Origin of the sequence: Rhodococcus sp. NPDC057135, from assembly GCF_042670865.1 — a bacterium.
Lineage (GTDB): Bacteria > Actinomycetota > Actinomycetes > Mycobacteriales > Mycobacteriaceae > Rhodococcus_F.
In genome coordinates, this window is sequence record NZ_JBHUUU010000008.1 from 176801 (window position 1) to 203010 (window position 26210).

The following is a 26210-nucleotide window of genomic DNA, read 5'->3' on the forward strand; positions in this document are numbered from 1 at the left end:
TGCAAGGTACGGTTGCACGAACAATTCAAGAGCAGTTCTTCGAGAGCCGTCCTTCGCGAGCACTGCCGACATCGGACTTACAGCAGGAGTTATACAGCGTGAACGTCGAACCACAGGTGCAATCCAAGCTTCTCGACCTCGCCGGGGTGGATGCTGAGCTCACTCGGATCACCCACCGACGCGGAGCGCTTCCCGAGCAGCAGGAAGTCGAACGTCTCGAGGCCGAGCGAATCAGCCGCAAGGATGCGTCCGTAGCCGTCGAGATCCAGATCGACGACATCGATCGCGACATCCGCAAGCTCGAGGGCGAGGTCGACGCTGTTCGTCAGCGCGAGGATCGTGACCGCACGCTTTTGCAGAGCGGGTCGGTCGGGGCGAAGCAGCTCACCGAACTCGAACACGAACTCGGCAGCCTGGTTCGGCGCCAAGGACTCCTCGAAGACGAGTTGCTCGAAGTGATGGAGCAGCGTGAGGCGTTGCAGGCTGATCACGATCACGCCGGTGCCCAGCTCTCCCAGGCCGAAGAAGAACTGATCGACGCCAAGCGTCGCCGCGACGATGCCGTCGCTGATCTGGACAAGGCGCAGGAACGTTGCGCCGCCGATCGTGAACGACTCGTCGGCGAATTTCCCGCCGATTTCCTCGCGGTGTACGAGAAGCAGCGCACCCTGGGCGGACCGGGCGCAGCACTACTGCAGGCCCGCCGATGCGGCGCTTGCCGGATCGAGATCGACCGCGGTGAGATCTCCCGAATCGCCGCGACGCCGGCCGACGTCGTCGTTCGTTGCCCTGAGTGCAATGCAATCATGGTGCGTACCAAGGAGTCCGGTCTGTGAGTCTCTCGCAGGTCATCGTCGAGGCCGACGGTGGATCGCGGGGCAATCCCGGTCCGGCCGGCTACGGAGCTGTGGTGTTCGACGCCTCGCGCTCGGTGTTGGCCGAACGCAAGGAAAGCATCGGAATCGCGACCAACAACGTCGCCGAGTACCGCGGACTGATCGCCGGGTTGACCGCTGCCGGTGAACTCGGCGCGTCGACGGTCGATGTCCGTATGGACTCGAAGTTGGTCGTCGAGCAGATGTCCGGGCGCTGGAAGGTCAAGCACCCGGACATGATTCCGCTGCAGCGACGCGCGGCCGAGTTGGCGACGCAGTTCTCACGAGTCACCTACACATGGATTCCGCGCGCCGAGAATTCTCATGCCGATCGTCTTGCCAACGAGGCGATGGACGCTGCTGCCGGCATCGAAACCGCGGCCCCCGCACCTGTTACGCCGGCCGCCCCGTCCGAAGAGACGTCGGAGCCGCAGATCGCCGGCTCGCCGGGATGGATCGCTACCACCGGCAAGCCCACACGAATGTTGTTGCTGCGTCACGGCCAGACAGCGATGTCGGTCGATCGCCGCTACTCCGGTCGCGGCAACCCGGAGCTCACGGAACTGGGCCGAGCGCAGGCCGCCGGCGCTGCCGGACGCTTCGGCAACCGCGGCGGTATCGACGCCATCGTCTGCTCACCCCTCGGCCGAACCCGCGAGACGGCAGAGGCATCGGCCCGCGTGCTCGGCCTACCCGTCGTCGAGCACAAGGGTTTGATCGAAACCGATTTCGGCGACTGGGACGGACTCACGTTCCGTGAGGCAGCCGAGCGTGACCCGGAGCTGCATCGCGAATGGCTCTCGGACACTTCGGTGCGTCCACCGGGCGGCGAGAGCTTCGACGAGGTGCGAGAACGAGTCGTCGCCGCGCGCGACGACCTGATCGCGACCTACGGCGGCGCAACGCTGTTGGTCGTCTCTCACGTCACCCCGATCAAGACTTTGGTGCAGTTGGCTCTCGATGCCGGGCCGTCGTTGCTCTACCGGTTGCATCTGGATCTGGCGTCGCTGAGCATCACCGAGTTCTATCCCGACGGGGGAGCGTCGGTGCGGTTGGTCAACGACACGTCACACCTGCGCTGAAAAGCCCAGACGGCTGATCAGCCGCTGATCAGATCACCAACCACAGGGCACTCACCGCGGCGAGCAGCGTCAGCGGCGTCGTGATGACCCCGAGGAGGGTGAACGTCGCCAGCGTGGGCGGTGCGCCCGCGCTGGTGGCAACTCGTCGCCAGAGCATCGTCGCGAGAGAACCGACGTAGGTGAGGTTGGGGCCGAGGTTGACGCCGATCAACATCGCAAGCACCAGAGCTGGAGGTGCCCCCGTTCCGAGCGCTGCGATCATCAGCAGCGTTGCCGGCAGGTTGTTGACGAGGTTGGATGCGACCGCCGCTACCGCGGCGACAAAGAGCAGTGAACCGTAGCTGGTGTCATTGGGGAGGATCTGCGCAATCCATTCGCCCACGGGCCCGTTCGCGACCCCGGCGACGATGATTCCGAGAACGAGGACAAACGCGCAGAACCAGAGGTCGGCAGCGTAGACCATCTTGGCTGCGGTCGTACGGTGCCGAGCCAGAGCGATCGCTCCCAGAACACCGGCACCCACCACAGTGATCCAGGCGGGTTCGATCCCGAAGAAACCCGAAACCGCGAAACCGAGAAGCGTCATAGCGATCACCGTCAGCGGCAGAATCGGCGCGGGCGAGGAACTCTTACTTGCCGGTGGCTCTATGTTTTCGGAGCGGACGAGTTCGGAGCGGACGAGTTCGGATCGGAAGAACAGTCGGAAGATCAGATATTCGACAGCGATCGTCACGACCCACGGCAACGCCATCAACGCGGTGAAGTGCAAGAACGTCAAACCTGTTGCGGCAAACGCGATGAGGTTGGTCAGGTTGGACACCGGCAGCAGGGTCGACGCCGAATTCGACAGGTGCGCACTGGCATAGGAATGCGGCCGGGGACTTGCTCCGATGGATCGTGCGGCCGCGATCACCGCGGGTGTCAGCAGCACGACGGTGGCGTCGAGGCTCAGGACCGCCGTGGTCAGGGCGGCGGCGCCGAACACATAGATCAGCAACCGGTGCGGATCGGCGAGGGATCGTTGCTGCAGGACCTGGCTGACCCAGCGGAAGATACCGAGAGCGTCCGCGGCGTGAGCGAGAACCAGCACGGCCACCAGGAACACGACGGTAGGCGCCATGCTCGTCAGTTCTTCGCGGGCTTCTTCGAGAGTGACGACACCGGTCAGAAGCACGATCACGGCTGCTGGGCCGGCAACGGTGATTTCGGGAAGTCCGCGTGGACGCACTATCGCAAAGACGAGTACGGCGGCGACGAGCAGGATGGGAAGAAGAGTCACGCGGTTGTGCTCCGCGTCGGGGCGAGCGTCATTTGAGCAGTTTGTAGAGCGTGTTCAGGTTTCGGGTTGTCGTGAACGCCTTGAACTTCGGTTTGCCGGTGTTCTTGCCGAACGCGCTCTTGACAGTCTGGCCCTTCTCGACCTCCCAATACAGAACCCCGGCGCCGGCCGCGACCCGTTCGACCGAGGCATCGAGTTGCGCTGCCGCAGCGCTCAATTCCTCGAGCACCGCCGGCTCGGAGGCAACCATCGCGTACGCGTGCCAACCTCCGCGTTCGCGCTCGAACGGATAGTTGTCCACGATCGCCTGCAGTGCCGGGATGTCGAGGACGAATACCCAAGCCTCGTAGCCGAACTCACGGGCCAGAGCGGATTCGATCTGCTTCTTCAGTGAAAGTACGTCGGTGCTCGGACTGTCGAACAGCACGTTGCCGGAGGCCAGGACGGTTTTCACGCCTTCGAATCCGAGGTCGGTGAAGACTCTCGCGAGGTCCACCATCTTGATGTTGATGCCGCCCACGTTGATACCGCGTAGCAGGGCCACGTACCGAGTCATAAGGTGACCATAGTGCCGGCCGCCGACAGGCGCCCGGTAGCATACGGGGGCGGACGAGTTGGCCGGGCGGCCGCGGCTTCTGGAACCAGCGCGTACCGCGCACAGGCCTGGGGCCGAGGAAAGTCCGGACTCCACAGAGCAGGGCGGTTGTTAACGGCAACCCGAGGCAACTCGCGGGACAGTGCCACAGAAAACAGACCGCCTGCCTTTCGAGGCAGGTAAGGGTGAAACGGTGCGGTAAGAGCGCACCAGCACCTCGGGTGACCGGGGTGGCTAGGTAAACCCCGCCCGGAGCAAGGTTGAAGGTCGCATCGCTCGCGGTGCGGCTGCGCAGGTGTTCGAGGGCTGCTCGCCCGAGCCTGCGGGTGAACCGCTCGAGGCACCCGGCGACGGTGTGCCCAGATGGATGGTCGCCACTCGGCACTTCGGTGCCGCAGGACAGGATCCGGCTTACACGCCGACTCGTCCGCCCGCGATCTGCACAGTGAGAAAAAGAAGACCCCCACCGGATCGGTGGGGGTCTTCTTTGTTCGAAAAGCTGTCAGACAGGCTTGATGACCAGCAGCGTAGCCCAGTACGTTGCCGCGTCATGGCCCATGAGCGGGAGGAGGTAATCGTAAAGAATTGCGGACATGCGCACTCCATTTTCTGTTCGTAGCTTGTGTTGGGCATTCAAGCAGAACTCACCGTTCGAATGTCCGGTTCTCACCTGCCAGGCCAAGTAGAAAGAATATCAGTCTCACAGCGATCTACAAGCTTCTATCTCACTCTGATGTCACACTGTGGATATGACTGATGAAGATCGACTCTGGTACTTCGACGTGTCCGACGGTTCCGTCACGCAGGGAAAGGGTGCGTCCTCGCTGACGAGGATGGGGCCGTACCCTGATCGGGACTCTGCCGAGCACGCATTGAAGATCGCTGCCGAACGCAACAAGGCGGCCGATCGGGCAGACGAAGACTGGAACAACTGAGGCTTGAGCAACTGAGACTGCAACAGCTGGGACCGGTACAGCTGCTGCACCGGCCCGAACCGATCATGGAGGATGCGTGCCCGCAAGTCGAATGATGGTGCAGGGAATCGACTTCGGAGTGGTTCGGGCGGAGTTCGACTTGCCAGGAGCATTCTCGGCCTCGGCGCAAGCCGAGGCCGAAAATGCCGTGGATCGTTTCGGCGACGGGCGTGTCGACGAAACGGCAATTGCGTTCGTGACCATCGACCCGCCCGGATCGATGGATCTCGACCAGGCAGTGCACATCGAGAAGACTTCGACGGGTTTTGTGGTGCACTACGCGATCGCGGATGTCGCGGCGGTAGTGACGCCGGGCGGCGCTCTCGACATCGAGACACGCAAGCGGGGCCAAACTTTCTATCTCCCGGACGGTTCCGTCCCGCTGCATCCTCGTGCGTTGTCCGAGGGTTCGGCGAGTCTGCTGCCGGACGTGGTTCGCCCCGCCGCGCTGTGGCGGATCGAACTCGACGCGCAGGCCGAGCCGACGTCGTGGCAGGTGAGACGCGCTTTGGTGAAATCGGTGGCACGTCTGGACTATTCGACCGTGCAGCGCGATGCCGACGCGGGAACCTTGCATCCGTCGATCACGGCGTTGCCCGAGTTCGGCCGTCTACGTAGTGCCTCCGCGATTGCCAGGGGAGCCATCGAGCTGAAATTGCCTGAACAGTCAGTGGTTCGGGAGCAGCCCGAGGACGAGTCTTCGGGCCGCTGGCGGATCGAGTTGGAGCCGCGCACCGAAGCTGACGACTGGAACGCTGAAGTCTCGCTGCTCACGGGCATGTGCGCCGGGCGCATGATGATCGACGCAGGTATCGGGTTGCTTCGCACCCTGCCGCCGGCCGAGGAGTCCGCGGTTCGGACCCTGCGGAGAACTGCAGTGGCGCTGGGTATCACGTGGCCGGAGGGTCACAGCGTCGGGCAGATTCTTGCCGGCCTCGATTCGAGTGAGCCGTCGACGATGGCGCTGATGTCGGTTGCGCCGTCGTTGCTGCGCGGGGCAGACTACGCGGCCTTCGACGGCCAACTACCGGAGTTGACGGTGCATGCGGGGATCGGAGCGCCCTACGCTCACGTGACTGCTCCGCTGCGCCGCTTGTCCGATCGCTTCAGCACCGAGGTGTGTTTGGCGATCACAGCTGGTACGCCGGTACCGGAATGGGTGCGCACTGCCCTTCCCGAGTTGCCCGACATCATGAGTGGGTCCGACTCACTGGCGAACAAGGTCGACCGCGCGTGCATCGATCTCACCGAGTCCACCTTGCTCGACGGCCGGGTCGGCGAGGTTTTCGACGCGGTAGTGATGCGCGCCAAGGACGGAAAGCGCTCGGCGGAAGTATTTGTCCCGTCGGTCGCGGTGATCGCGAAATGCGTCGGAACGCCCGACGACGGTGAGCGCGCGAAGGTGCGGCTCACCGCCGTCGACACCGTCAAACGGACGGTGGAATTCACGTTCCCGGCGTAGGGAGTTACCGGTAAGAATCGGTGGCTTCCACCAGGTGATGCACGATGCCGGGCTCCATGGCGGAATGTCCGGCGTCGTCGACGATCACGAGCTTGGATTCGGGCCACGCCTTGTGCAGCGCCCAGGCGCTGGTGGCCGGGCAGACGACGTCGTAGCGGCCCTGGACGATCGTCCCCGGAATGCCCTGCAGTGCGGAGCTTTTGCGTAGGAGTTGGTTCTCGTCGAAGAACCCGCCGTTGACGAAGTAGTGGTTCTCGATGCGGGCGAAGGCCAAGGCGAACCTGGTCTCGGAGTTCTGTTCGATCTTGTCTGCCTGTGGGTACAGGTAGCTTGTCGATCCTTCCCACGCAGACCAGGCGATGGCTGCGCGGGCCGCGACGTCGGGGTCTTCGGAATGGAGCAGGTGGTGATAGACCGCGACGAGGTCTTCGCCGCGCTGCCCCTCGGGTACCGGTTCGAGGAATTTGTCCCAGCGCTCCGGAAAGATGTTTCCCGCGCCGCCGTTGTAATACCAGTCGATCTCGCTGCGACGCAGGAGGAAGATCCCGCGTAGGACGAGTTCGGTGACGCGCGTGGGAAACGCCTCGGCGTAGGCGATGGACAGTGTGGAACCCCAGGACCCGCCGAAGACCATCCACTTGTCGATCGAAAGATGTTCGCGCAGCGCTTCGATGTCGCCCAGCAGCTTGTCCGTCGTGTTCACCGACAGATCGGCGCCGTCGGCCACATGCGGGGTGGATCGACCGCAGCCGCGCTGGTCGAGCAGAACGATGCGGTAGGCGGCCGGATCGAAGAACTGCCGTACCGCCGGTTGCGCGCCGCCGCCGGGACCGCCGTGCAGGAACACCACCGGCTTGCCGTCCGGATTTCCGCTGACTTCCCAGTACATGCTCTGGCCGTCACCGACGTCGAGGAAACCGGTCACAAACGGCTCGATCGGAGGATAGAGATTCCGACGAACAGTCGGCTGTGCTGATGTTTCGGTCATCAGAAGCCCACCAGGCCGGAGGCGAGATCGGGGATCTCGAGTGCGGAAATCGCGCCGGTACGGACGTCGGGGCACGCGGCCGAGGTTGCCGCGTCGATACTTTCGCGGTTCTGGGCGAGATCGAGCAGGTTGATGCCGTTCTGCGTCGCCCACGTGATGACGATCGTGTTCAGTCCGCCCTTGCCGAGCGTCGGGGTGACGGTACGCCAGTTCTGCAGCTGCCCTTCCATATCCGAGCACAACTGCTGGACCTGCGCGTCGGTGAAGGTGGTGCCGGACGCGGACGTTGTTGCCGGCGCCGTCGTGGTGGAACTCGCGGGCGTAGTGCTGCTGGGCGCGGGAGAGTTGGTGGACCCTCCCGCGCATCCGCTCAGCACCGTGACGAGAGCTGCCGCGCCGACTACAGCTGCGGCAGTAGAACTTCGACGGTTACCGATCATTGAACGCACCCCTGGCTGGTTGAGAGACAGGCGGCGTTCGCCGGTCTCGGATCAGAAACTGTGTTCTGCGGCCGGGAAAGCGCCTGTGCGAACTTCTGATGCATAGGCTGCGGCTGCGGAACGCAGTTCGTCACCGACGTTACCGAAACGCTTGACGAACTTGGCCGTCTTACCGCTCGTGTAACCCGCCATGTCCTGCCAGACGAGTACCTGAGCGTCGCATTCGGAACCGGCCCCGATGCCGACGGTGGGGATGGTGAGTTTGCGGCTGACCTGGCCTGCGATCTCGGCCGGGACCATTTCCATGACGACGGAGAACGCCCCGGCTTCCTGGACTGCAATGGCGTCCGCCACAAGCTGCTCGGCCGCGTCGCCGCGACCCTGGACACGGAAACCGCCGAGCGAGTTCACGGACTGCGGGGTGAATCCGACGTGAGCCATGACGGGGATGCCGGCCGAGGTGATAGCCGCGATCTGCTTGCTCATCCGTTCGCCGCCCTCGAGCTTGACGGCGTGTGCGAGGCCTTCCTTCATGAATCGCGTCGCAGTCGCCAGGGCTTGCTCGGCCGAACCTTCGTACGTGCCGAACGGGAGATCGGCGACGACGAGTGCGTGTGGAGCGCCCCGCACGACGCCGCGAACGAGCGGAAGCAGTTCGTCGACGGTGATCGGCACGGTGGTGTCGTAGCCGTAGACGACGTTGGCGGCAGAGTCGCCGACGAGCAGCACCGGGATGCCTGCGTCTTCGAAGATGCGTGCCGTCGAGTAGTCGTAGGCGGTGAGCATCGACCAGCGTTCACCGTTCTGCTTCATTTCGGCGAGGTGGTGAATGCGCGTCTTACGCTTCGGTGCATCGGTAGAGCTTGCAGTGGGTACAGAACCGTAGAGAGGTGTCTCGGACATCGTTGTCCCTTTCTGGCCTCGAGGCCCTGAGCGTTGATCGCCTTCGGGTCCCCGGGTGTGGGTGATGACGTGTTCAGTCTGCCACCGGACGTCGCCGACACGAATAGCTGACGGGGTGCAATGGGTCACATCACCGCGCGCGTACCAGGTAGGCGCCGAAACGAGGCGAACCGCTGGCTATCGAGGATTCCTGGCACCATCGATGGCATGTCGAAGTTCGTTCGCCTCTCCGGTGCCCTCGCCGGAAGCGCAGCAGTGCTCGTGTTGGTTGTCGGTTGCACCAGTTCAGGGGGCACTCCCGAATCGGTGGAACCCGATGGTTCCGCAGCATCCGCGGTTCCGTCCGGCCTGGAGAAATTCTACGAGCAGACGCTCGACTGGGGATCGTGCGACCAGTTCGTCGAGGACGGCACGGCGCCACTGGGGCGAGGGGTCGACTGCGCGAAGGTGAGCGTTCCCGTCGATTACGCGAATCCGAGCGGCGACACTGCGCAGGTGGTGATCTCGCGTTCGAAGGCCACCGCTGACCGCATCGGTTCGCTGTTGCTGAACCCGGGCGGACCGGGTGGGTCCGGGCTGTCGATGGCGACGTCGGGTTCGGGCACCGAATTGCAGGAACGCTTCGACATGATCGGTTTCGATCCGCGGGGAATCGGTGCGTCTACCCCGCAGGTGCGGTGTCTGACGCCGGAGGAGATCGATGCGGAGCGCGCAGAGGTCAACGTCGACATGACGCCGGAAGGTATCGCCCTCGCCGAGGCGGACAGTAAGGACTACGCCGCCAAGTGTGCCGAGCGGACGGGTACGGAGTTCCTCGCCCACGTCGGTACCTACGAGGTAGTGCGGGACATGGACGTCATTCGGGGCGTTCTCGGTGATCCGAAGATGAACTACCTCGGGTTCTCGTATGGCACCCGGCTCGGATCCACGTACGCCGAGACCTTTCCGCAGAACGTTCGAGCGATGGTCCTCGACGGCGCGCTCGATCCCGAGCAGGATCCGATCGACGAGGTGGTCTTGCAGGGGCAGGGTTTCCAGGGCGCATTCGACGCCTTTGTCGCCGACTGTGTCTCGCGAACGGACTGCCCGTTGGGTGACGATCCGGCGCAGGCGCAGGCACGCTTCCAGGCACTCGTCGATCCGCTGATCGAGAAGCCGGCGGCGACCACCGACCCACGCGGGCTGAGTTATTCCGACGCGATCACCGGCGTCCAACAGGCCCTGTATTCGCCGCAGTTGTGGACTCCGTTGCGTGGAGGTCTGTCGAGTCTGGCCGACGGACGCGGCGACTCGCTGCTCAATCTCGCCGACATGTACGAAGGCCGTGAGGACGACGGCAGCTACTCCAACATCAACGACGCGTTCAACGCCATTCGCTGCGTGGACGATCCGGCAACCACCGACCGCGCCGAGGCCGGCGAATCCGACACTCGGTACCGCGAGGCGGCACCGTTCCTCGACGACGGACGGGGGACCGGTCAAGCGCCGCTCGACCTGTGCGCGTTCTGGCCCGTTCCGGCAACCGGCAGCCCCCACGCGCTCGACCCTCAGGCGCTCGCTGACGCCGGTCTGCCGCAGCTGGTCGTCGTATCCACGACGCAGGATCCGGCGACCCCGTATCAGGCCGGAGTGGATCTCGCGAAGCAGTTGGGCGCCGCCCTGATCACGTTCGACGGAACCCAGCACACGGTGGTTCTGGACGGAAACTCCTGCGTCGACGATGCCGTCGTCGACTACTTCGTTTACTTGAAAGCTCCGGAAGAAGGTCTCACATGTTAGCCGGCGCGACGCCGTACGCTGCGCCTATTCGATGGTGACCAATCACTCTGTTAACCGGGACCACTGATGTAACACAGATTTAACGTGGCTTGCTTAGTCTCGCGTGCATGGATCGCCAAAAAGAATTCGTGCTTCGTACCCTGGAAGAGCGCGACATTCGGTTTGTCCGCTTGTGGTTCACCGATGTTCTCGGGTACCTCAAATCGGTGGCGATCGCCCCCGCCGAACTCGAAGGTGCCTTCGAGGAGGGAATCGGATTCGACGGTTCCGCCATCGAGGGATTCTCGCGAGTCTCCGAAGCCGACACCGTCGCCCGACCCGACGCTTCGACATTCCAGATCCTGCCGTGGGCCCACAAGGACGGTGCGCAGCATTCCGCGCGCATGTTCTGTGACATCACGATGCCCGACGGTTCACCGTCGTGGGCAGATCCGCGCCACGTCCTGCGTCGCCAGTTGAGCAAGGCCAGCGATTTGGGCTTCAGCTGCTACGTTCACCCGGAAATCGAGTTCTTCCTGCTGGAGAACGGTCCGATCGACGGCACTCCGCCGATCCCGGCCGACTCGGGTGGATACTTCGACCAGGCCGTCCACGATTCGGCTCCGAACTTCCGCCGCCATGCCATCGACGCACTCGAGTCGATGGGTATCTCGGTCGAGTTCAGCCACCACGAGGCTGCGCCGGGTCAGCAGGAGATCGATCTGCGCTACGCCGACGCACTCTCGATGGCCGACAACGTCATGACGTTCCGGTACGTCGTGAAGGAGGTCGCGATCGGTGAAGGCGTTCGGGCGAGCTTCATGCCCAAGCCGTTCAGCGATCAGGCCGGCTCCGCGATGCACACCCACATGAGCTTGTTCGAAGGCGATACCAACGCCTTCCACAATCCTGACGATCCGATGCAGCTCTCCGAGACCGGCAAGGCATTCATCGCCGGCATCCTCGAGCACGCCAACGAGATCAGTGCGGTCACGAACCAGTGGGTCAACTCGTACAAGCGACTCGTTCACGGGGGAGAGGCACCCACTGCCGCGTCGTGGGGCCCGTCCAACCGATCGGCTCTCATCCGCGTTCCGATGTACACGCCCAACAAGGCGTCCTCGCGCCGCGTCGAGATCCGCAGCCCAGACTCGGCCTGCAACCCGTATCTGACCTTCGCGGTCCTGCTTGCTGCCGGCCTTCGCGGCATCGAGAAGGGCTACACCTTGCCGCCCGAGGCAGAAGACGACGTGTGGTCGTTGACCTCCGCCGAGCGTCGCGCCATGGGTTACAAGGAACTGCCGAGCAACTTGGACAGCGCTCTGCGCGAGATGGAGAAGTCGGAACTGGTGGCCGAAGCACTCGGCGAGCACGTCTTCGATTTCTTCCTGCGCAACAAGCGTCGTGAGTGGGAGGAATACCGCAGCCACGTGACGCCGTTCGAGCTCAAGACCTACCTCGGTCTGTGACGGTGAAACCGCCCGCTGCGAGATCAGCAGTTCCAGGACCGGGTCGTCTCGGGCTGGTCGAGCCCACCGCCGCCGACGAGTTGCGTCAGCTCGGTTGGGTCGACGCCGAGAGCATCGAACTCTTGTGGTCGCTTTCGCGTGCCGCGAACGCCGATCTAGCTCTGCGCACTCTTGTGCGGATCAAGGACGGGCTCGGCGACGGGTGGCGTGAACTCGATCAGGCATTGCGCAAGGACAAGAGCCTGCGCGGCCGTTTGTTCGCGCTGGTGGGTGCATCGTCGGCATTCGGCGATCACCTGGCCGCGGATCCGATCGGCTGGAAACTTCTCGACGGCACAGCTCTGCCGACCAAGGACGAGGCGACTGCGGCCTTGCTCGAGGCCGTGGGTGCCACGCTCGACGAGGGTGCCACCGAAGGCTCACTGACCTACCGCGCCTCCGTGACCGGACCGGAAGCTGTTGTTGCTCTGCGTAAGAGCTACAAGGATCAGCTGATGCTTCTGGCCGCGGCTGATCTTGCGGCGACCGTCGAGAACGAACCGGTGGTGCCGTATCAGACTGTGGGGCATCAGCTTTCCGACCTGGCTGACGCTGCGCTGACCGCTGCACTCGCGGTAGCCATTGCAACGGTGTGCCCTGAGGGCAGTTGTCCGATCCGGCTCGCCGTGATCGCCATGGGCAAATGTGGTGCGCGCGAGCTGAACTACGTCTCCGACGTCGACGTCGTGTTCGTCGCCGAACCGGCCGACGCGACGGCAAGCCGCGTTGCCGGTGAGATGATGCGTATCGGAACCTCCGCATTCTTCGAGGTCGACGCTGCGCTGCGTCCCGAAGGTAAGCGCGGAGAACTGGTTCGCTCGCTCGAATCCCACATCACGTACTACAAGCGTTGGGCCAAGACCTGGGAGTTCCAGGCGCTGCTCAAGGCTCGTCCGATGACGGGCGACATGGAGCTGGGTCGCCAGTACTCCGAGGCGATGAGCCCGATGGTGTGGATCGCCTCCGAGCGCGAGGACTTCGTCCCCGAAGTTCAAGCCATGCGTCGACGCGTCGAGGAAATGGTTCCCCCCGAACTGCGTGAGCGTGAACTCAAACTCGGCCGCGGAAGCCTGCGCGACGTCGAATTTGCCGTCCAGCTCCTGCAATTGGTGCACGGACGGGCCGACAGTTCGTTGCACGTGCAGAGCACCGTCGATGCACTGACCGCTTTGGCCGCGGGCGGATACGTCGGCCGCGACGACGCCGCCAACCTGACTGCGTCGTACGAATTCCTGCGTCTGCTCGAGCACCGTCTGCAGTTGCAGAAGCTCAAGCGCACGCACACTCTGCCGCCGCCGGACGACGAGGAAGCGCTGCGCTGGTTGGCGCGCGCCGCACACATGCGACCCGACGGTCGGCTGGATTCCCTCGGAGTCCTGCGCGCCGAGATCAAGCGGAATTCGCACCGTATTCGCCGCCTTCACGCGAAATTGTTCTACCGCCCGCTTCTCGAATCGGTAGCGCGGATGGACAAGGAAGCGCTGGTCCTGGGGCCCGAAGCCGCGGTGCGGCAGTTGGCCGCTCTCGGTTACACGGCGCCCGAGCATGCACTCGGACATCTGACCGCACTGACCAGTGGCGCTTCGCGCAAGGGTCGTATTCAAGCGCTCCTGCTGCCGACGCTGCTCGAATCCCTCGCGGACACACCTGATCCCGACGCCGGTCTGCTCGCCTACCGCAGGCTCTCGGATGCGCTCGTCGACCAGACGTGGTTCCTGCGCCTGCTCCGTGACGAGGCTGCGGTCGCCGAGCGTCTGATGACCGTGCTGGGCTCGTCCGCGTACCTACCCGACCTGCTCATCAAGGCTCCCGACGTGATCCGTTTGTTCGCGGATTCACCGAGTGGACCGCGCCTGGTCGAACCGAAGCCCGAGGATGTCGCTCGCGGGATCCTCACCGCCTCCGGTCGACACAGTGATCCGAATCGCGCTGTTGCCGCGGCCCGCTCGCTGCGCCGACACGAACTTGCCCGCATCGCTTCGGCCGACATCCTCGGCATGCTCGATGTTCCCGCAGTCTGCAAGGCGCTGTCCTCGGTCTGGGCTGCGGTGCTCAACGCGTCGCTCTCCGCTGTGATCAAGGCCAGCGTCACCGAACTCGGGACCGAGGCTCCCGCCAGTTTCTCCGTCATCGGCATGGGCCGATTGGGCGGCGGGGAACTCGGCTACGGATCCGATGCGGACGTTCTGTTCGTGTGCGAACCCCGCGAGGGCGTCGACGAGACCGTTGCGGTCAAGTGGGCCAACAGCATTGCCGACAAGGTGCGCAAGCTTCTCGGGGCACCGAGTACAGATCCACCGCTCGAGGTCGACACCGGACTGCGCCCGGAAGGTCGCAACGGACCGATGGTACGAACCCTGGAGTCTTACGACGCGTACTACGCGAAGTGGGCTCAGGCGTGGGAGATTCAAGCACTCCTTCGTGCGCACCCGGTGGCCGGTGATCCTGAATTGGGACTGCGGTTCCTGCACATGATCGACAAGACCCGCTACCCCGAAGGCGGCGTCAGTGACGCGGCGGTGCGCGAGATCCGGCGCATCAAGGCGCGCGTCGATTCCGAAAGGCTTCCTCGCGGAGCCGATCCGGCAACGCACACCAAACTGGGTCGCGGCGGTCTGGCCGACATCGAGTGGACTGTGCAGTTGCTGCAGCTGCGGCACGCCGACAAGATCGAGACGCTGCACAACACGTCGACGCTGGAGACTCTCGACGCCATCGGCGCCGCGGAACTGCTCAGCGAAGGCGACGTCGAACTGCTACGTGACGCCTGGATCACCGCAACGAAGGCACGCAACTGCCTCGTTCTGGTCCGCGGTAAGCCGACCGATCAGCTTCCCGGTCCCGGACGCGTCCTCGCGGCCGTGGCGCAGGTCGCCGGATACGGCGACGACGCAGGGGAGTTCCTCGACAATTATCTGCGCATCACGCGTCGAGCAAAAGCTGTGGTGGAGAGGGTGTTCGGCGGCGAGTAGCGCTCTCGCTCAGTCCTGCCGAATCGACGCGTTCGCGGCGAACTTACGCACTTCGGCGTCCTGCCACACGTGGGCGGGAACGCCGCCGCCGAGGAGCTCGCGCGCGAGCGCTGGTTGCCCGCCGATCGGTACGTCGCTGCCCGCGATGATCATGTTGCCGTAGCGGCGACCCTTGAGCATTGCGGGATCAGCAATGATCGCCATGTGTTCGAACTGTGCGCCGATGGTCGCGGCCTCGCTCCGAGCGCCCTGCAGATCCGGGGTGTCGCCGCAGTTGACGATGTAGATACCGCCCGGGGCAAGTATGCGTCGTACATGGGTGGTGAATTGAGCCGTCGTCAGCGGAGTCGGAGTTGTGCTGCCGGCGAAGACATCTCGTATCACGATGTCGCGGGTGGACTCGGTGAGAGTTTCCGCGACGGCGCGGGCCTCGCCGACACGAATGCGCAGCAGTGGTGCGCGCGGAAGGTCGAACCAATCGCGCACGAGTTCTGCCAGAGCGCCGTCGATTTCGACCACCACCTGACGTGCGTCGGGGTAAGTGGCAGCGAAGTACCTGGCCATGGAGCAGGCACCGCCGCCGAGATGCAGGACCCGCAGACGCTCGGCCTTGTCACGTTCGGAATCGACCAGATGCGCGATCCACCGCATGTATTCGAAGTCGAGCACCGTGGGATCCGCGACGTTCACGTGGGAACTGGGCACTCCGTTGATCTGGATGATCCAACTGTCGTCGGAGTACTGATCGCGGACAAGCTCGCACGTCCCGGTATCGATGGGGAAAGTGCCGGCGACGGGACCGGACTCGCCTCGCTCGGGAGCACTGCTGCGAGTTCTGGTCTTGCGAGTTCCCTTGGCCACTGTGTCCATGTTAGCCGTGCGCCTTTTTGGTAGCGCCCACTACCAAAAAGGCGCACAGACCGGCAGTATTCTCGAGCTACTTCAGGCACACTCGTACCTGGAGTGTGATCGGTGACACAAATGCCGGCGCGTTCTTTCGTCGTCCGTGCATCACGAAGAATTTCGAGGAGTGCAGGTGAAGGTCAAGGCAGCGGTAGTCAAGGCGCCAGGTCAGGCATGGGAGATCGAAGAGGTCGAGCTGGGCGACCCGGTCTCGGGTGAGGTGCAGGTCCGACTCGCCGCATCGGGACTGTGCCATTCGGACGAACATTTGCGTACGGGCGCCAGCCCGCTGCCCTTCTTCCCGGCCTTGGGCGGGCACGAAGGCGCCGGAGTGGTGACGAAGGTCGGCCCGGGTGTCACGAGCGTCGAAGAAGGCGACCACGTGGTTCTCGCCTTCATCCCGGCGTGTGGACGTTGTCCGTCTTGCGCGAAGGGTCTACAGAACATCTGCGACGAGGGAGCCGGCCTGTTGACCGGGCAGGCGATCTCCGACAAGACGTACCGCGTCACCCTCAACGACGAGCCGGTCATCCAGATGTGCCTGCTCGGAACATTCTCGCCGTACGTGACCGTCAACGAGGCGTCGGTGATCAAGATCGAGAAGGACATCCCGCTCGACAAAGCGGCCTTGCTCGGTTGCGGTGTCGCCACCGGCTGGGGATCGGCCACCGCGATCGGTGGAGCCAAGGTCGGCGACACGGTGGTGGTCGTCGGCGTCGGCGGTGTCGGAATCAACTCGGTACAGGGTGCGGCGTCGGCCGGAGCGCGATTTGTGATCGCGATCGATCCCGTCGAGTTCAAACGCGACAAGGCAAAGGAATTCGGCGCCACACACACGTTTGCCTCACTCGAGGAAGCGCTACCGGTAATCGGCGAGATCACCTGGGGCAAGATGGCCGACGTCACCGTGATCACCGTGGGTGAGATCCACGGCGACATCATTCAGCCCGCGCTCAGTGCGACGGGCAAGGGTGGCCAGGTAGTAGTCGTCGGAATGGGGCATTACGCGGATTCGCAGGTGACGCTCAGCCTCTTCGAGCTGACCCTTCTGCAGAAGCGTTTGCAGGGAGCCATCTTCGGTGGGGTCGGGCCAAGGTCCCAAATTCCCAAGTTGCTCGATCACTACCGAAGCGGCGCACTCAAACTCGACGAGTTGGTGACCAAGACCTACAAGCTCGAGGAGATCAACGAGGGTTACGCCGATATGCTGGAGGGAAAGAACCTGCGCGGCATGATCGTTTACACCGAGGCCGACTACTGATCGTTTTCATCTGACACAACAGTCCGGCCCGACACCCCGCGGTGTCGGGCCGGACTGTTGTGCCCAGCAGTGGTGATTTCTGTCGATCGATGCGTCGATCGCGCCCGTAGTGGGCACTCGCAGGGTGAGCAAGCCGGGCAGCGTGTCCGGGCCTCACTCCACGACTCGACAGAGAAGAGCAGAACATGCCCTACATCACCACCTCCGACGGAACCGAGATCTACTACACCGAGCACGGCACCGGCCGGCCGATCGTCCTGAGCCACGGGTGGCCGCTCAGTTCCGACGCCTGGCAGGTCGAGATGAAGCTGTTCGCCGACGCCGGATACCGGACCATCGCGCACGATCGTCGAGGACACGGTCGCTCGTCGAAGACGTACACCGGCAACGACATGGATACCTATGCCAAGGACCTGGCCGAGCTGATCGATACCCTCGACCTGAAAGACCTGATCCTGGTAGGCCATTCGACCGGCGGCGGGGAAGTGGTCCGCTACGCGGCGCAGCACGGCAAAGGGCGCGTGGCCAAGGTGATCACCGCCGGCGCCGTACCGCCGATCATGGTCAAGTCGGACGGCAACCCTGAAGGCACACCGATCGAGGTGTTCGACGGAATCCGCAAGGGCTTGCTGGGGGACCGATCGCAGTTCTACAAGGACCTCAGCGAGAGCTTTTACGGCGCGAACCGCGAAGGCTCCGATGTCTCGCAGGGAGCGAAGGACGACTTCTGGCGACAAGGGATGTTGGTCAACCTCGCCGCGGCATACGACTGCGTCAAGGCATTTTCGGAGACTGACCAGACTGCCGATCTCGAATCCATCGACGTTCCGATCTTCATCGCTCAGGGGGACGACGATCAGATCGTGCCGATCGGCGCGGCGGCGGAGAAAGCGATCAAGCTGGTGAAGAACGGCACGCTGAAGGTATATCCGGGTGCACCGCATGGGATCTACGGCTCGTATCAGGAGACCCTCGACCAGGACATTCTCGCCTTCATCGAGGACTGACGTCAGAGAGTCGGAAGGACCAGAGTGGGAAGGATCAAATTGCCATGACCACACACGTTGCTTCGCTGCGCCATGGTCCCAGCATCTTCGAGAACGAACTCGGCTCGATCTCGCAGCTCGACACGAGTTCGTTGCCGATCCTGTCCGGTCTGTCGATCAAACGAATTGTTCTCGGCCCCGGCGCGATCCGCGAACCACAATGGAACGTCAACGCGAACCAGATCGCCTACGTCACGAGCGGAACTGTTCTTGTCTCGATGTTGGGCAATGTCGATGAGTTCGCAAGTTTCGTGGTGCGAGCGGGGCAGATGTATCACGTCGAATCCGGGGCGATCTATCACATCGAGAATGTCGGCGAGGAGGAAGCGGAGATCATCGCTGCCTTGCGAACTTCTCTCCCGCAGCACTTCTCGTTGCAGAGTAGCGTCAGCGCAATGTCGAACGCGGTGCTCGGCAATACCTACGACCTCGCCGCATCAGCCTTCGATGTCTTCGGTAGAGCCGATGCGTCCCAGATAGTGCGGCGCGGCGGTGCGGCCGTAATTCCCGATACCGCCGGCCTTCCCAACGCGCATCTCTTCGACCTCGACGGCCAGATCGCCCCTCTCGCCTATCCGTACGGACAGGCGAAGGTGGCGCGCAAGCAGTATTGGGCAGCGCTGGAGGATCTTTCGATGTACTCGTTGACTATTCGCGAGAGCGGAATGCGTGAGCCCCATTGGCATCCCGTCACTGCCGAGATGGGATACGTGCATCGGGGTCGCGGGCGGATGACAGTTCTCGATCCCGACGGATCACTCGACACCTACCTGCTCGAACCGGGCCAGGTGTACTTCGTTCCACGTGCCTATCCTCATCACATCGAGGTTGTGGGCGACGAGGACATCAACTTCCTCATCTTCTTCGACCAGTCGACGCCAGGCGACATAGGCTACCGTGCAACGGCTTCCGCGTTCTCACGCAGCGTTCTCTCGGCCTCGTTCGGCGTTCCGGAACGCGAGCTGCCACACTTCCCTTTCACTCCGATCGATCCGCTCATCGTCTCGCGGAACAATCCGATCGACCAGGACTGACCGGCGAGGACGCCCATCATGACCAGCACGCTCACCGTGACCGATCACGGGACGACGCTCGACTTCACGTACGAGGATGCCCTCCGCTATCACGGTCCGCAGGCCCCGGGCGGCGTGGCGCACGCCTACAAGGTCCTCGAGCGCGCACTTGGTGTGTTCGGTGGGGAGGGCTCCGTGGAGCGTCGCGACCTGGTCGTGGCCACCGCACATGGCGGACCTGGAGTGCGCGATGCGTTCGAATTGGTCACGCGCGCGGTGACAGAAGGGCGGTACACCGTCGACAGTTCCCTGGCCAGGCCTGAACGTGGAAATACACTCGCACTGTACGTATTTCGGGTCGACTATCGAGGCGCGAGCGTCACGCTGACCATTCGTGAGGGATTTGTCGTCGACGAGTTCATCACTCTCGCCCGCAAAGGTGACCGGACGGTCGACGACGAGGCGCGGCTGACAGTGCTCAAGCAGGAGATGGCGGACCGAGTGATGTCGAGCCCGGCCGAGAGCGTGTACGACGTCGAGACCGGCACGCTCCCCGCGTGACAGACGGGCGGCGTAGGCGTCGGCGCAGAACCCTGGGCTGACCGGAGTCCGCGACTCTGGGCTGTCTGGAGTCAGCGGCTGGCGAACATCCTTATCCGCTGGTCGCGGCTGCGCTCGAGATGGTTGCGCATGTGACCACGAGCTGACGATTCGTCCCTGGAGCGAATGGCGTTCAGGATCTCTTGATGCTCCGAATTGAGCAGGTCCGGTTCGCCGTAGTTCGACGGCGGGCCGCTGTCGTAGATTCGCAATTGGGTAGTGAGTCGGATCAGCAGTGACGTGATCGTGGAATTGTGGGCGGCCTGCCAGAGGGCCTCGTGAAACTTGAAGTTCCCGGCACGAACCTCGGTGCCTTCTGTTGCAGTGCAGCAGAACTCGTGCAATCCATCCAGGCGGGCAAGGTCGAGATCGCTGTGACGGAGTGCGGCCGCGCCGGCGGCTTCCGATTCGAGGGCAACCCGCGCTGCGTAGATCTCGATGACGTCTTCGGGAGTGCCGGAGCGGACCCGAAAACCGCGGGCGGCTCGTTCGAGTAGACCGTCGTGCGCGAGCCAGTTGAGTGCCTCACGGATCGGGGTACGTGATGCGCCGTACGATTCGCACAATTGAGTCTCGTGCAGCGGAGCGCCCTGGGGGAACTTGCCCGCCAGGATGTCGGCACGCAGGCGCAGGTACTGCCTCGAAGTCTGATCGGACCGGCCCAGCGCAGCCTCCGGCACCAGCAGATCGGTGGTGCTCGTATCGGCGTCGAGATCCATGTGTCCCCATTCCTGTGCATGCAAGTAGAGCGCGTTCGATTATGCCATCGACGACGAGTGAGTACTTGCGTATACGCTAGTACTCATTTAGATTCGTGATTGTTCGTTTCCGAGGGAGAGGGTCCGAGGTGGCTGGAGAGACCGCGTCGCCGCTGGTGGGTGCCGCTGAACTCGACGCGATGCTGCGTGAGGGAGGCGTCTCTGTGCTCGACGCGACGGTGCATTTTCCTCCCGCACGATTCGATGGTGACTACCGGCCAGAGTCCGGGTACGCCGGCTGGGTCTCCTCGCACATCCCGGGTTCTCGGCACGTCGACCTCATGAATGTCTTCTCCGATAGGGAAGCGGCACTGCATTTCACGCGTCCGTCACCGGAGCAGTTGGTTACCGATCTTCAATCGAGCGGTATCGAGCCGGGTGCGGCAATCGTGATCTACGACCAGGGATCGACCACCTGGGCATCGAGGCTCTGGTGGGTGTTTCGCAACGCCGGCATCGAAGCAAGAGTCCTCGACGGTGGCCTCGCCGACTGGACGCGACTCGGCTTCGCTCTCGTGAGCGGCGACGACGTAACCCACACGTCGGCGTCGGCGCGTTGGAGCGTGACGGATCTCGGACTGTGGGTCGATCTACCGCGGGTTGCCTCACTGTCCTCCGGAGAAGAAGCCGGAACGCTGGTGTGTGCCCTGGCAGCTGAGCAGTACGAGGGAACGGAGAAGACGCGATACTCGCGACGCGGACATATTCCGTCAAGTGTGAATCTGTCCGCGAAGAGCCTTCTCGACGCCGACGCTCGGATGCTTCCGGTGGACGAAGTTTTGTCGAGATCGGCCGACGTTCTACCAGCCGTCACCGAGCCTGTCGTGATCTATTGCGGCGGTGGAGTTTCGGCGTGCTTGACCGCACTTGCACTGATCCGAAGCGGCCACGAGGATGTCAAAGTCTACGACGGCTCGTTGGAGGAATGGACTGCAGATCCGACCCTGCCGATGGTTGTCGGTAGTGAGCCCGGCGGCGCGATTGCGGATGTTCGATGTCCGCGGTCCTGAATCGCCGCAGTCCCCAACTACTTTCCGTCCTGAAGGAATTCTCATGTCTGACACTGTCTCTGTCGAAACCGTGGCGTCGGCGATCGACGCACTCCGCGATCAGGTACCGCTCGTTCAATCGCTGACGAACATCGTTTCGGCAAACTTCTTGACCAACGTCCTGCTCGCTGCCGGCGCAAGCAATGCTCACATCGACAATGTCCACGAAGCGGGTGGGTTCGCCGCCATCGCCGGGGGAGTTCTGGTCAACCTCGGAACACCGGACGACGGAACGGCAGAAGCCTTCCTGGTTGCTGCAGAAGCGGCCAGAACTGCCGGTACGCCATGGGTTTTGGATCCCGTGGGCGTCGGCGGACTGCCCTGGCGCAGCGGTATCGCAGTGGACCTGCTGCGCTTTCACCCCAGCGCAATCCGCGGAAATGCTTCGGAGATCATCGCTCTGGCCGGACTCGGTGGTGACACCCGCGGCGTCGACAGTGCCTCGGACTCCGTCGATGCCGTGCCGGCCGCACTGTCTCTTCTGAAGCATGCCGACGCAGTTTCGGCATCAGGACCGGTCGACTACATCGTCGGACGCGATGCGGGCGGTGACACCCGGGGCATCCGAGTCTCCGGTGGCAGCGCACTGTTGCCGCGCGTGACCAGTACCGGTTGCTCTCTGGGTGGCCTTGTCGCCGCCTACCTCGCCGTGACGCCGACCGCGCTGGACGGATTGGTTGCTGCGCACACGCATGTTGCCGTGGCATCGGAGATCGCCGAGGAAAATGCCTCGGGCCCTGGGTCTTTTGCAGTCGCATACCTCGATGCGCTCTACAACGTGAATGCGGACACCATCCACTCGCGGGCCCGAATCGAATCGTTCGACCTGCCGGCTGGAGTGCAGAACTGATGGGCGTCAAGACTTTTTGGTATCTCACCCAGGCCGACGGGGACTACCCGTGGAGCCCTGGCGGACTGTATCCCGTGGACGGGGCCAGGCAGATCGAGCTCGCAAAGACCATCGACGACGGCGGATTCGAAGGCGCTCTGGTTGCCACCTGGCCGAACGATCCGTTCATCTCGGCGACCTGGGCCGCAGCGCACACCACGCGCATGAAGTTCCTCGTCGCTGTATACGCGAACATGACTCCGGCGCGCCTGCTTGCGGAGAAGGCATTGACCTTCGACGCCTTCAGCGGTGGCCGACTGTTGATCAACTCGGTCAACGGACGCGAGAACATCCTGACCAAGTACGACATGAACGTGCCCCACGACGAGCGTTACGAGTTGGGGGAGCAGTACTGGGCAGACTTCCGCCGCATCTACTCCGAAGGGACCGAGTCGAACTTTCCCAACACGCCACTGCGTATCGACGCGCCCACGGGGCATCAGGTTCCGCTGTGGGGCACCGGTGATTCGCCTGCAGGCCTGGCGAATTCAGGCAAGGTGCTCGACACCTACTTGGCGATGCTGCGCGAAACTTCGTTCATCGAAGACAAGTTCTCTGCCGCGCGGGTGGCGGCGGAGGCAGCCGGACGCGAATTCACCGACTTCGGTGCGCTCACCGGAGTGATCGTTCGCCCCACCAAGGCGCAGGCGCACGACCGGTTCCGCTCCTTGTTCGAGAAGACAGGCGTCGAGCAGATCGCCCATGTCTTGGACAACGCAGTGCGTCGTCGTACTCAGGGGAAACAGGACCTCAAAACTTTCACTGCTCGCGACGCACAGCGACAGGGCTGGGCGGACAAGATTGCGGCCGGCCGACTTCCGGAACCGGAGGAGTTGTACGTCGGTGACGGTCTGTACGCAGGTATCACGGCGTGGTCGCCGCTCGACATCTTCGGCACCGGGTCGTCGGCGGTGTACTACGTCGGTGATCCGGATTCGATCACGGACTCGGTGCGCACGCTTCGCAGCCGAACCGGTTTGACTGCACTGATTCTGGCGGGCTGGCCGCTGATCGAGGAAGCGAAGTGGGTTGCGGAGTATCTTGTTCCGCGATTCGACGAACTCAGCTGACAGCGCGTCGCAGGATCGTGGCACCGAGACCTAACGTGTCACGGAGAAATGCTGCAGCAGTGTCGATTTCATTCGCAGTGCATTCGAGAAGGATTTTGACTTCCACGTCCTTCTTGACGATGTCGGCAATAACAGCCACGGCAACAACGCCGGTTCCGACGGCCGAGCCTCGGAACAGATCGATCCCGTCGCCGTCCGCGCTGACCGTGCCGTCGAGATAGCCGTAATCGAGCGGATAGATCGCAGCGTGGTACCGCGGGTGTGCCGACCCGCGGGGTCGATCGATCACGACGGTCGACGTGGCAGCCAGGTGATCGAGGGCCGAGAACAGATCTTCGTTCATCTCTACCGGTGCTCGCGCAGTAGCTGAGTCGGCGTCAGACCGGCCAGCGCTCGCGTATCGCGCGCGAGGTGGGCTTGGTCGGCGTATCCGGCGCGGCCGGCCAGCGAGGACAACGTGAGATCTGCGCTGCGGCTGAGAGCTAGTACATTCTGCATGCGTTGTACCTTCTGAATCAGCTTGGGGGACAGCCCGACCGACGACGTGATCGAGCGTCGAAAATGACGTTCGGAAACACCGAGGTCTGCGGCGATCTCGCGGACCGGGGTCGTAGGTGAGGCGATGAGCGCGCAATAGCCTCGTTCGATTCCGTAGTCCGGTTCCAGTCCCCGCCACAGCTGGTCCAGCAGATTGGCGTCGACTGCCTCGTGGCGAAGGGCATCGGCAAGCACCCGAGCTTGTCGGGAAGTCAGGATGTCGTCGAAGGCGATCTTCGAATCCTGCACCGCGTCGGCCGCGGCGCCGAGCAGGCTCCGCAGAGCGGGTGGTTTGATGCGGATGCCCCACATCGTCGTACCGGCGGCGACCGAAACCAGATCGGCACTGGTTGCAGGTCCGACAAGCCACGACCTTCCGTCGCTGTCGACGATGAAGTCGGCGCAGAGATCGGGAAGTATTCGCTTTGCCTGCGTGGACGTATCGGATTCGGTAGTGCTCTTCCACGTGCAGCTGAAGAGGTCGGTCGAACCGGTGATCCGATTCTCGACATAGGTGTGGCCGTTTTGTTCAAGACTCGACGCTGCCGTCCGACTACCGTCAAGAGTGAGGGTGTCAGTGCCGGTCATCAGATCATCGTCACACACTCGCCGATCACTTCTCGACCCGAAACAGGAGAAATACCGTGTCCGTCTCTCCGAGACTCGATCTCGTCGGAATCGTCACCAACGATCTCGCTCGTTCCCTCACGTTCTACCGAACCCTCGGGCTCGACATTCCGGAAACACCCGCGGATGCTCCCCATGTGGAGTTCACGTTCGACGGTGGGCTTCGGCTGGCGTGGGACGCGCTGTCCACCATCGCAAGCTTCGATCCTGACTTCGCTGTCGGGGAGGGGCGACACCCTGTCGCGTTGGCGTTCGATTTCGGCACACCCGCTGCCGTCGACGAGGCGTATCAGCGCATCACATCCGACTTCCCCGGACACAAGGCGCCGTTCGATGCCGTGTGGGGGCAGCGTTACGCCGTTCTTCTCGATCCCGACGGCAATACCGTGGATCTCTTTGCCGCGCTCTGAATTCGAACGACGCAGGCCTCGACCGAATATCGGTCGAGGCCTGCGGTTGTCGGTGATCGAGTAGTTGTCAGTTCACCAAGCGTTGAGGGTGTCGAGGATCTGGCCTCGGGCCTTCCACAGTTCTGCACCCCAGTACGGCCACGAATGAGTGCCGTTGGCCGGGAAGCTGTACGTTGCCGGAATTCCCAGGGAGTTCATGCGCAGTTGGAATGCCCGTGAGTTCATCAAGGCAAGGGCCTCGAGCCCGATGGCACTACCGGTATTCACGAAGTCGACGGGCCGACGCGGTTGATCGAACTGCCCGGGTAGGCCGCTCGCAGCGGATATGTACAGCGAGAGCCCAGCCAATTCGGGGGCAAACACGAACGGGTCGTTGCGGAGCCAAGCAGGGTTCCACGGCGGTCCCCACATGGCATCGACATTGAAGGATCCGGCGCTGACCATCGCCACGCGGATCGCTTCACGCATACCTGGAGCCGAGATGTTGAGGTATCCCGACAACGACCCGGCGAACTTGAACTGATCGCGGTGGTAGGCCGCGAGCGTCAAGGCCGCACTGCCACCCATGGAGAGTCCGAGCACACCGTTGTTGGTTCGGGAAACGCCGCGCGATTCCAGATACGCGGGAAGTTCCTGAGTGAGGAACGTTTCCCATTTGTACGTCACTGGCTGGCGATTCAAATTGCTGGTCGCGTACCAGTCGGAGTAGAAGCTGGACTGCCCGCCGACCGGCATGACCAGGGTGACGTTGTCGCCGCGAAACTGTTCGAGGGCGTTGGTCTCGAAACTCCACGCGTTTCGGTCGTCACGTGCACGCAAACCGTCGAGAAGATAGAGAGCCGCGTTGCCGCCGCGTGAAGCCCACTGGATCTGGACCTTGATCGGTCCCATCGAGGAGTCGACGAAGACGTCCTCGATACCACCGGCCGGAGCGGTGCGCGCAGGTGCCGCTGTTGCTACTGAACCGCTGATCAGACCTGCTGTCAGGGGGAGTGCGAGGGCTGTCGCAGCGATGCCGAGGATCCGACGCTTGATTCGTCTCGAAATTCGCTTCTTCGAAGAATCTCGGTTGTTTGCAAGATCAATGTGTTCCTCGTGCATAAATCACTCCCGCCCCAAAGGTGCTTGCACACCGAGATCCGACCGAGCCCCCGAGGCACGGAATTCCTGATGACACTAAGTGGTCTGTATTGGCTCCGACGGCTCCGTTA

Annotated in this window: 25 protein-coding genes and 1 other RNA gene; 16 read left to right on the top strand and 10 right to left on the bottom strand. The window is 63.2% G+C overall.

What is annotated here, in order from left to right:
- Positions 1–98: 98 nt before the first annotated feature.
- Positions 99–836: a zinc ribbon domain-containing protein gene (locus ACFT1A_RS17185; protein WP_019748955.1), complete on the top strand. Its 738-nt coding sequence runs from the start codon at positions 99–101 to the stop codon at positions 834–836.
- Positions 833–1957, top strand: coding sequence for a bifunctional RNase H/acid phosphatase (locus tag ACFT1A_RS17190; RefSeq protein WP_378447946.1), 1125 nt, complete (start codon positions 833–835; stop codon positions 1955–1957). The genes ACFT1A_RS17185 and ACFT1A_RS17190 overlap by 4 nt, the downstream gene beginning before the upstream one ends.
- 28 nt (positions 1958–1985) lie before the next feature.
- Here the strand turns inward: ACFT1A_RS17190 and ACFT1A_RS17195 are convergent, their stop codons facing one another.
- Both ACFT1A_RS17195 and ACFT1A_RS17200 read right to left on the bottom strand, forming a co-directional pair.
- Complete coding sequence (locus ACFT1A_RS17195; RefSeq protein ID WP_378447947.1) at positions 1986–3236, bottom strand: SLC13 family permease; 1251 nt, start codon at positions 3234–3236, stop codon at positions 1986–1988.
- 28 nt (positions 3237–3264) lie between these two features.
- Positions 3265–3792: a DUF1697 domain-containing protein gene (locus ACFT1A_RS17200; protein ID WP_378447948.1), complete on the bottom strand. Its 528-nt coding sequence runs from the start codon at positions 3790–3792 to the stop codon at positions 3265–3267.
- A gap of 54 nt (positions 3793–3846) precedes the next feature.
- Between ACFT1A_RS17200 and rnpB the strand changes: the two genes are divergently transcribed.
- The 3 genes from rnpB (at position 3847) to ACFT1A_RS17215 (ending at position 6267) form a co-directional block, all read left to right on the top strand.
- Positions 3847–4261, top strand: an RNA gene (rnpB, locus tag ACFT1A_RS17205) — RNase P RNA component class A.
- Between the two features lie 319 nt (positions 4262–4580).
- The gene (locus ACFT1A_RS17210; protein WP_007735457.1) at positions 4581–4766 is read left to right on the top strand and encodes a hypothetical protein; all 186 of its coding nucleotides are present in this window, start codon (positions 4581–4583) and stop codon (positions 4764–4766) included.
- 91 nt (positions 4767–4857) lie between these two features.
- Positions 4858–6267, top strand: a complete 1410-nt coding sequence (locus tag ACFT1A_RS17215; protein WP_378448041.1) for an RNB domain-containing ribonuclease — start codon at positions 4858–4860, stop codon at positions 6265–6267.
- 4 nt (positions 6268–6271) lie between these two features.
- On the opposite strand, the gene pip is transcribed toward ACFT1A_RS17215, so the two are convergent.
- Genes pip through panB form a run of 3 tightly spaced genes read right to left on the bottom strand, consistent with a single transcriptional unit; the run spans position 6272 to position 8598 of the window.
- Entirely contained in the window at positions 6272–7255 is a 984-nt protein-coding gene (gene pip / locus ACFT1A_RS17220; protein WP_378447949.1) for a prolyl aminopeptidase, read from the bottom strand.
- Positions 7255–7695 carry a hypothetical protein gene (locus tag ACFT1A_RS17225; RefSeq protein WP_230813774.1) on the bottom strand — a complete coding sequence of 147 codons (441 nt, stop codon included), beginning with the start codon at positions 7693–7695 and terminating at the stop codon, positions 7255–7257. Before ACFT1A_RS17225 ends, pip begins: the two co-directional genes overlap by 1 nt.
- A 51-nt stretch (positions 7696–7746) precedes the next feature.
- Positions 7747–8598 (bottom strand): 3-methyl-2-oxobutanoate hydroxymethyltransferase, encoded by an 852-nt coding sequence (gene panB / locus ACFT1A_RS17230; RefSeq protein ID WP_003941624.1) that lies wholly within the window; start codon positions 8596–8598, stop codon positions 7747–7749.
- Between the two features lie 207 nt (positions 8599–8805).
- Between panB and ACFT1A_RS17235 the strand changes: the two genes are divergently transcribed.
- The 3 genes from ACFT1A_RS17235 to ACFT1A_RS17245 all read left to right on the top strand — a co-directional run bounded on the left by ACFT1A_RS17235 (position 8806) and on the right by ACFT1A_RS17245 (position 14836).
- Positions 8806–10377 (top strand): alpha/beta hydrolase, encoded by a 1572-nt coding sequence (locus ACFT1A_RS17235; protein ID WP_378447950.1) that lies wholly within the window; start codon positions 8806–8808, stop codon positions 10375–10377.
- Between the two features lie 107 nt (positions 10378–10484).
- Complete coding sequence (locus ACFT1A_RS17240; protein WP_003941637.1) at positions 10485–11825, top strand: glutamine synthetase family protein; 1341 nt, start codon at positions 10485–10487, stop codon at positions 11823–11825.
- The gene (locus tag ACFT1A_RS17245) at positions 11822–14836 is read left to right on the top strand and encodes a bifunctional [glutamine synthetase] adenylyltransferase/[glutamine synthetase]-adenylyl-L-tyrosine phosphorylase (RefSeq protein WP_378447951.1); all 3015 of its coding nucleotides are present in this window, start codon (positions 11822–11824) and stop codon (positions 14834–14836) included. The genes ACFT1A_RS17240 and ACFT1A_RS17245 overlap by 4 nt, the downstream gene beginning before the upstream one ends.
- Before the next feature lie 9 nt (positions 14837–14845).
- Here the strand turns inward: ACFT1A_RS17245 and ACFT1A_RS17250 are convergent, their stop codons facing one another.
- On the bottom strand, positions 14846–15706 hold the full coding sequence (locus tag ACFT1A_RS17250; RefSeq protein WP_378447952.1) for a spermidine synthase: 861 nt from the start codon (positions 15704–15706) through the stop codon (positions 14846–14848).
- A 166-nt stretch (positions 15707–15872) separates the two neighbouring features.
- On the opposite strand from ACFT1A_RS17250, the gene ACFT1A_RS17255 reads away from it, so the two are divergent.
- The 4 genes from ACFT1A_RS17255 to ACFT1A_RS17270 all read left to right on the top strand — a co-directional run bounded on the left by ACFT1A_RS17255 (position 15873) and on the right by ACFT1A_RS17270 (position 19620).
- On the top strand, positions 15873–17000 hold the full coding sequence (locus ACFT1A_RS17255) for an NDMA-dependent alcohol dehydrogenase (RefSeq protein ID WP_378447953.1): 1128 nt from the start codon (positions 15873–15875) through the stop codon (positions 16998–17000).
- A 185-nt stretch (positions 17001–17185) separates the two neighbouring features.
- Positions 17186–18007, top strand: a complete 822-nt coding sequence (locus tag ACFT1A_RS17260) for an alpha/beta fold hydrolase (protein WP_378447954.1) — start codon at positions 17186–17188, stop codon at positions 18005–18007.
- A gap of 44 nt (positions 18008–18051) precedes the next feature.
- Complete coding sequence (locus tag ACFT1A_RS17265) at positions 18052–19080, top strand: cupin domain-containing protein (protein ID WP_378447955.1); 1029 nt, start codon at positions 18052–18054, stop codon at positions 19078–19080.
- Positions 19081–19098: 18 nt separating this feature from the next.
- Positions 19099–19620 (top strand): hypothetical protein, encoded by a 522-nt coding sequence (locus ACFT1A_RS17270; RefSeq protein WP_378447956.1) that lies wholly within the window; start codon positions 19099–19101, stop codon positions 19618–19620.
- 71 nt (positions 19621–19691) lie between these two features.
- Here the strand turns inward: ACFT1A_RS17270 and ACFT1A_RS17275 are convergent, their stop codons facing one another.
- Complete coding sequence (locus tag ACFT1A_RS17275; protein WP_378447957.1) at positions 19692–20378, bottom strand: GntR family transcriptional regulator; 687 nt, start codon at positions 20376–20378, stop codon at positions 19692–19694.
- A 128-nt stretch (positions 20379–20506) separates the two neighbouring features.
- Here ACFT1A_RS17275 and ACFT1A_RS17280 point away from each other — a divergent pair, with 128 nt between their 5' ends.
- Genes ACFT1A_RS17280 through ACFT1A_RS17290 form a run of 3 tightly spaced genes read left to right on the top strand, consistent with a single transcriptional unit; the run spans position 20507 to position 23425 of the window.
- Entirely contained in the window at positions 20507–21427 is a 921-nt protein-coding gene (locus tag ACFT1A_RS17280) for a sulfurtransferase (protein ID WP_378447958.1), read from the top strand.
- A 43-nt stretch (positions 21428–21470) separates the two neighbouring features.
- Positions 21471–22316: a hydroxyethylthiazole kinase gene (thiM, locus tag ACFT1A_RS17285; protein WP_378447959.1), complete on the top strand. Its 846-nt coding sequence runs from the start codon at positions 21471–21473 to the stop codon at positions 22314–22316.
- Entirely contained in the window at positions 22316–23425 is a 1110-nt protein-coding gene (locus ACFT1A_RS17290; protein WP_378447960.1) for an LLM class flavin-dependent oxidoreductase, read from the top strand. Before thiM ends, ACFT1A_RS17290 begins: the two co-directional genes overlap by 1 nt.
- On the opposite strand, the gene ACFT1A_RS17295 is transcribed toward ACFT1A_RS17290, so the two are convergent.
- Complete coding sequence (locus ACFT1A_RS17295; protein ID WP_378447961.1) at positions 23418–23768, bottom strand: inorganic pyrophosphatase; 351 nt, start codon at positions 23766–23768, stop codon at positions 23418–23420. The genes ACFT1A_RS17290 and ACFT1A_RS17295 overlap by 8 nt on opposite strands.
- Positions 23769–23770: 2 nt before the next feature.
- Positions 23771–24550 (bottom strand): helix-turn-helix domain-containing protein, encoded by a 780-nt coding sequence (locus ACFT1A_RS17300; RefSeq protein ID WP_378447962.1) that lies wholly within the window; start codon positions 24548–24550, stop codon positions 23771–23773.
- A 56-nt stretch (positions 24551–24606) separates the two neighbouring features.
- Here ACFT1A_RS17300 and ACFT1A_RS17305 point away from each other — a divergent pair, with 56 nt between their 5' ends.
- On the top strand, positions 24607–24999 hold the full coding sequence (locus ACFT1A_RS17305) for a VOC family protein (RefSeq protein ID WP_378447963.1): 393 nt from the start codon (positions 24607–24609) through the stop codon (positions 24997–24999).
- A 72-nt stretch (positions 25000–25071) separates the two neighbouring features.
- Here ACFT1A_RS17305 and ACFT1A_RS17310 read toward each other — a convergent pair whose 3' ends face one another.
- A complete protein-coding gene (locus ACFT1A_RS17310) occupies positions 25072–26100 on the bottom strand; it encodes an alpha/beta hydrolase (RefSeq protein WP_378447964.1) in 1029 nt (342 codons plus the stop codon).
- Between the last annotated feature and the right edge of the window lie 110 nt (positions 26101–26210).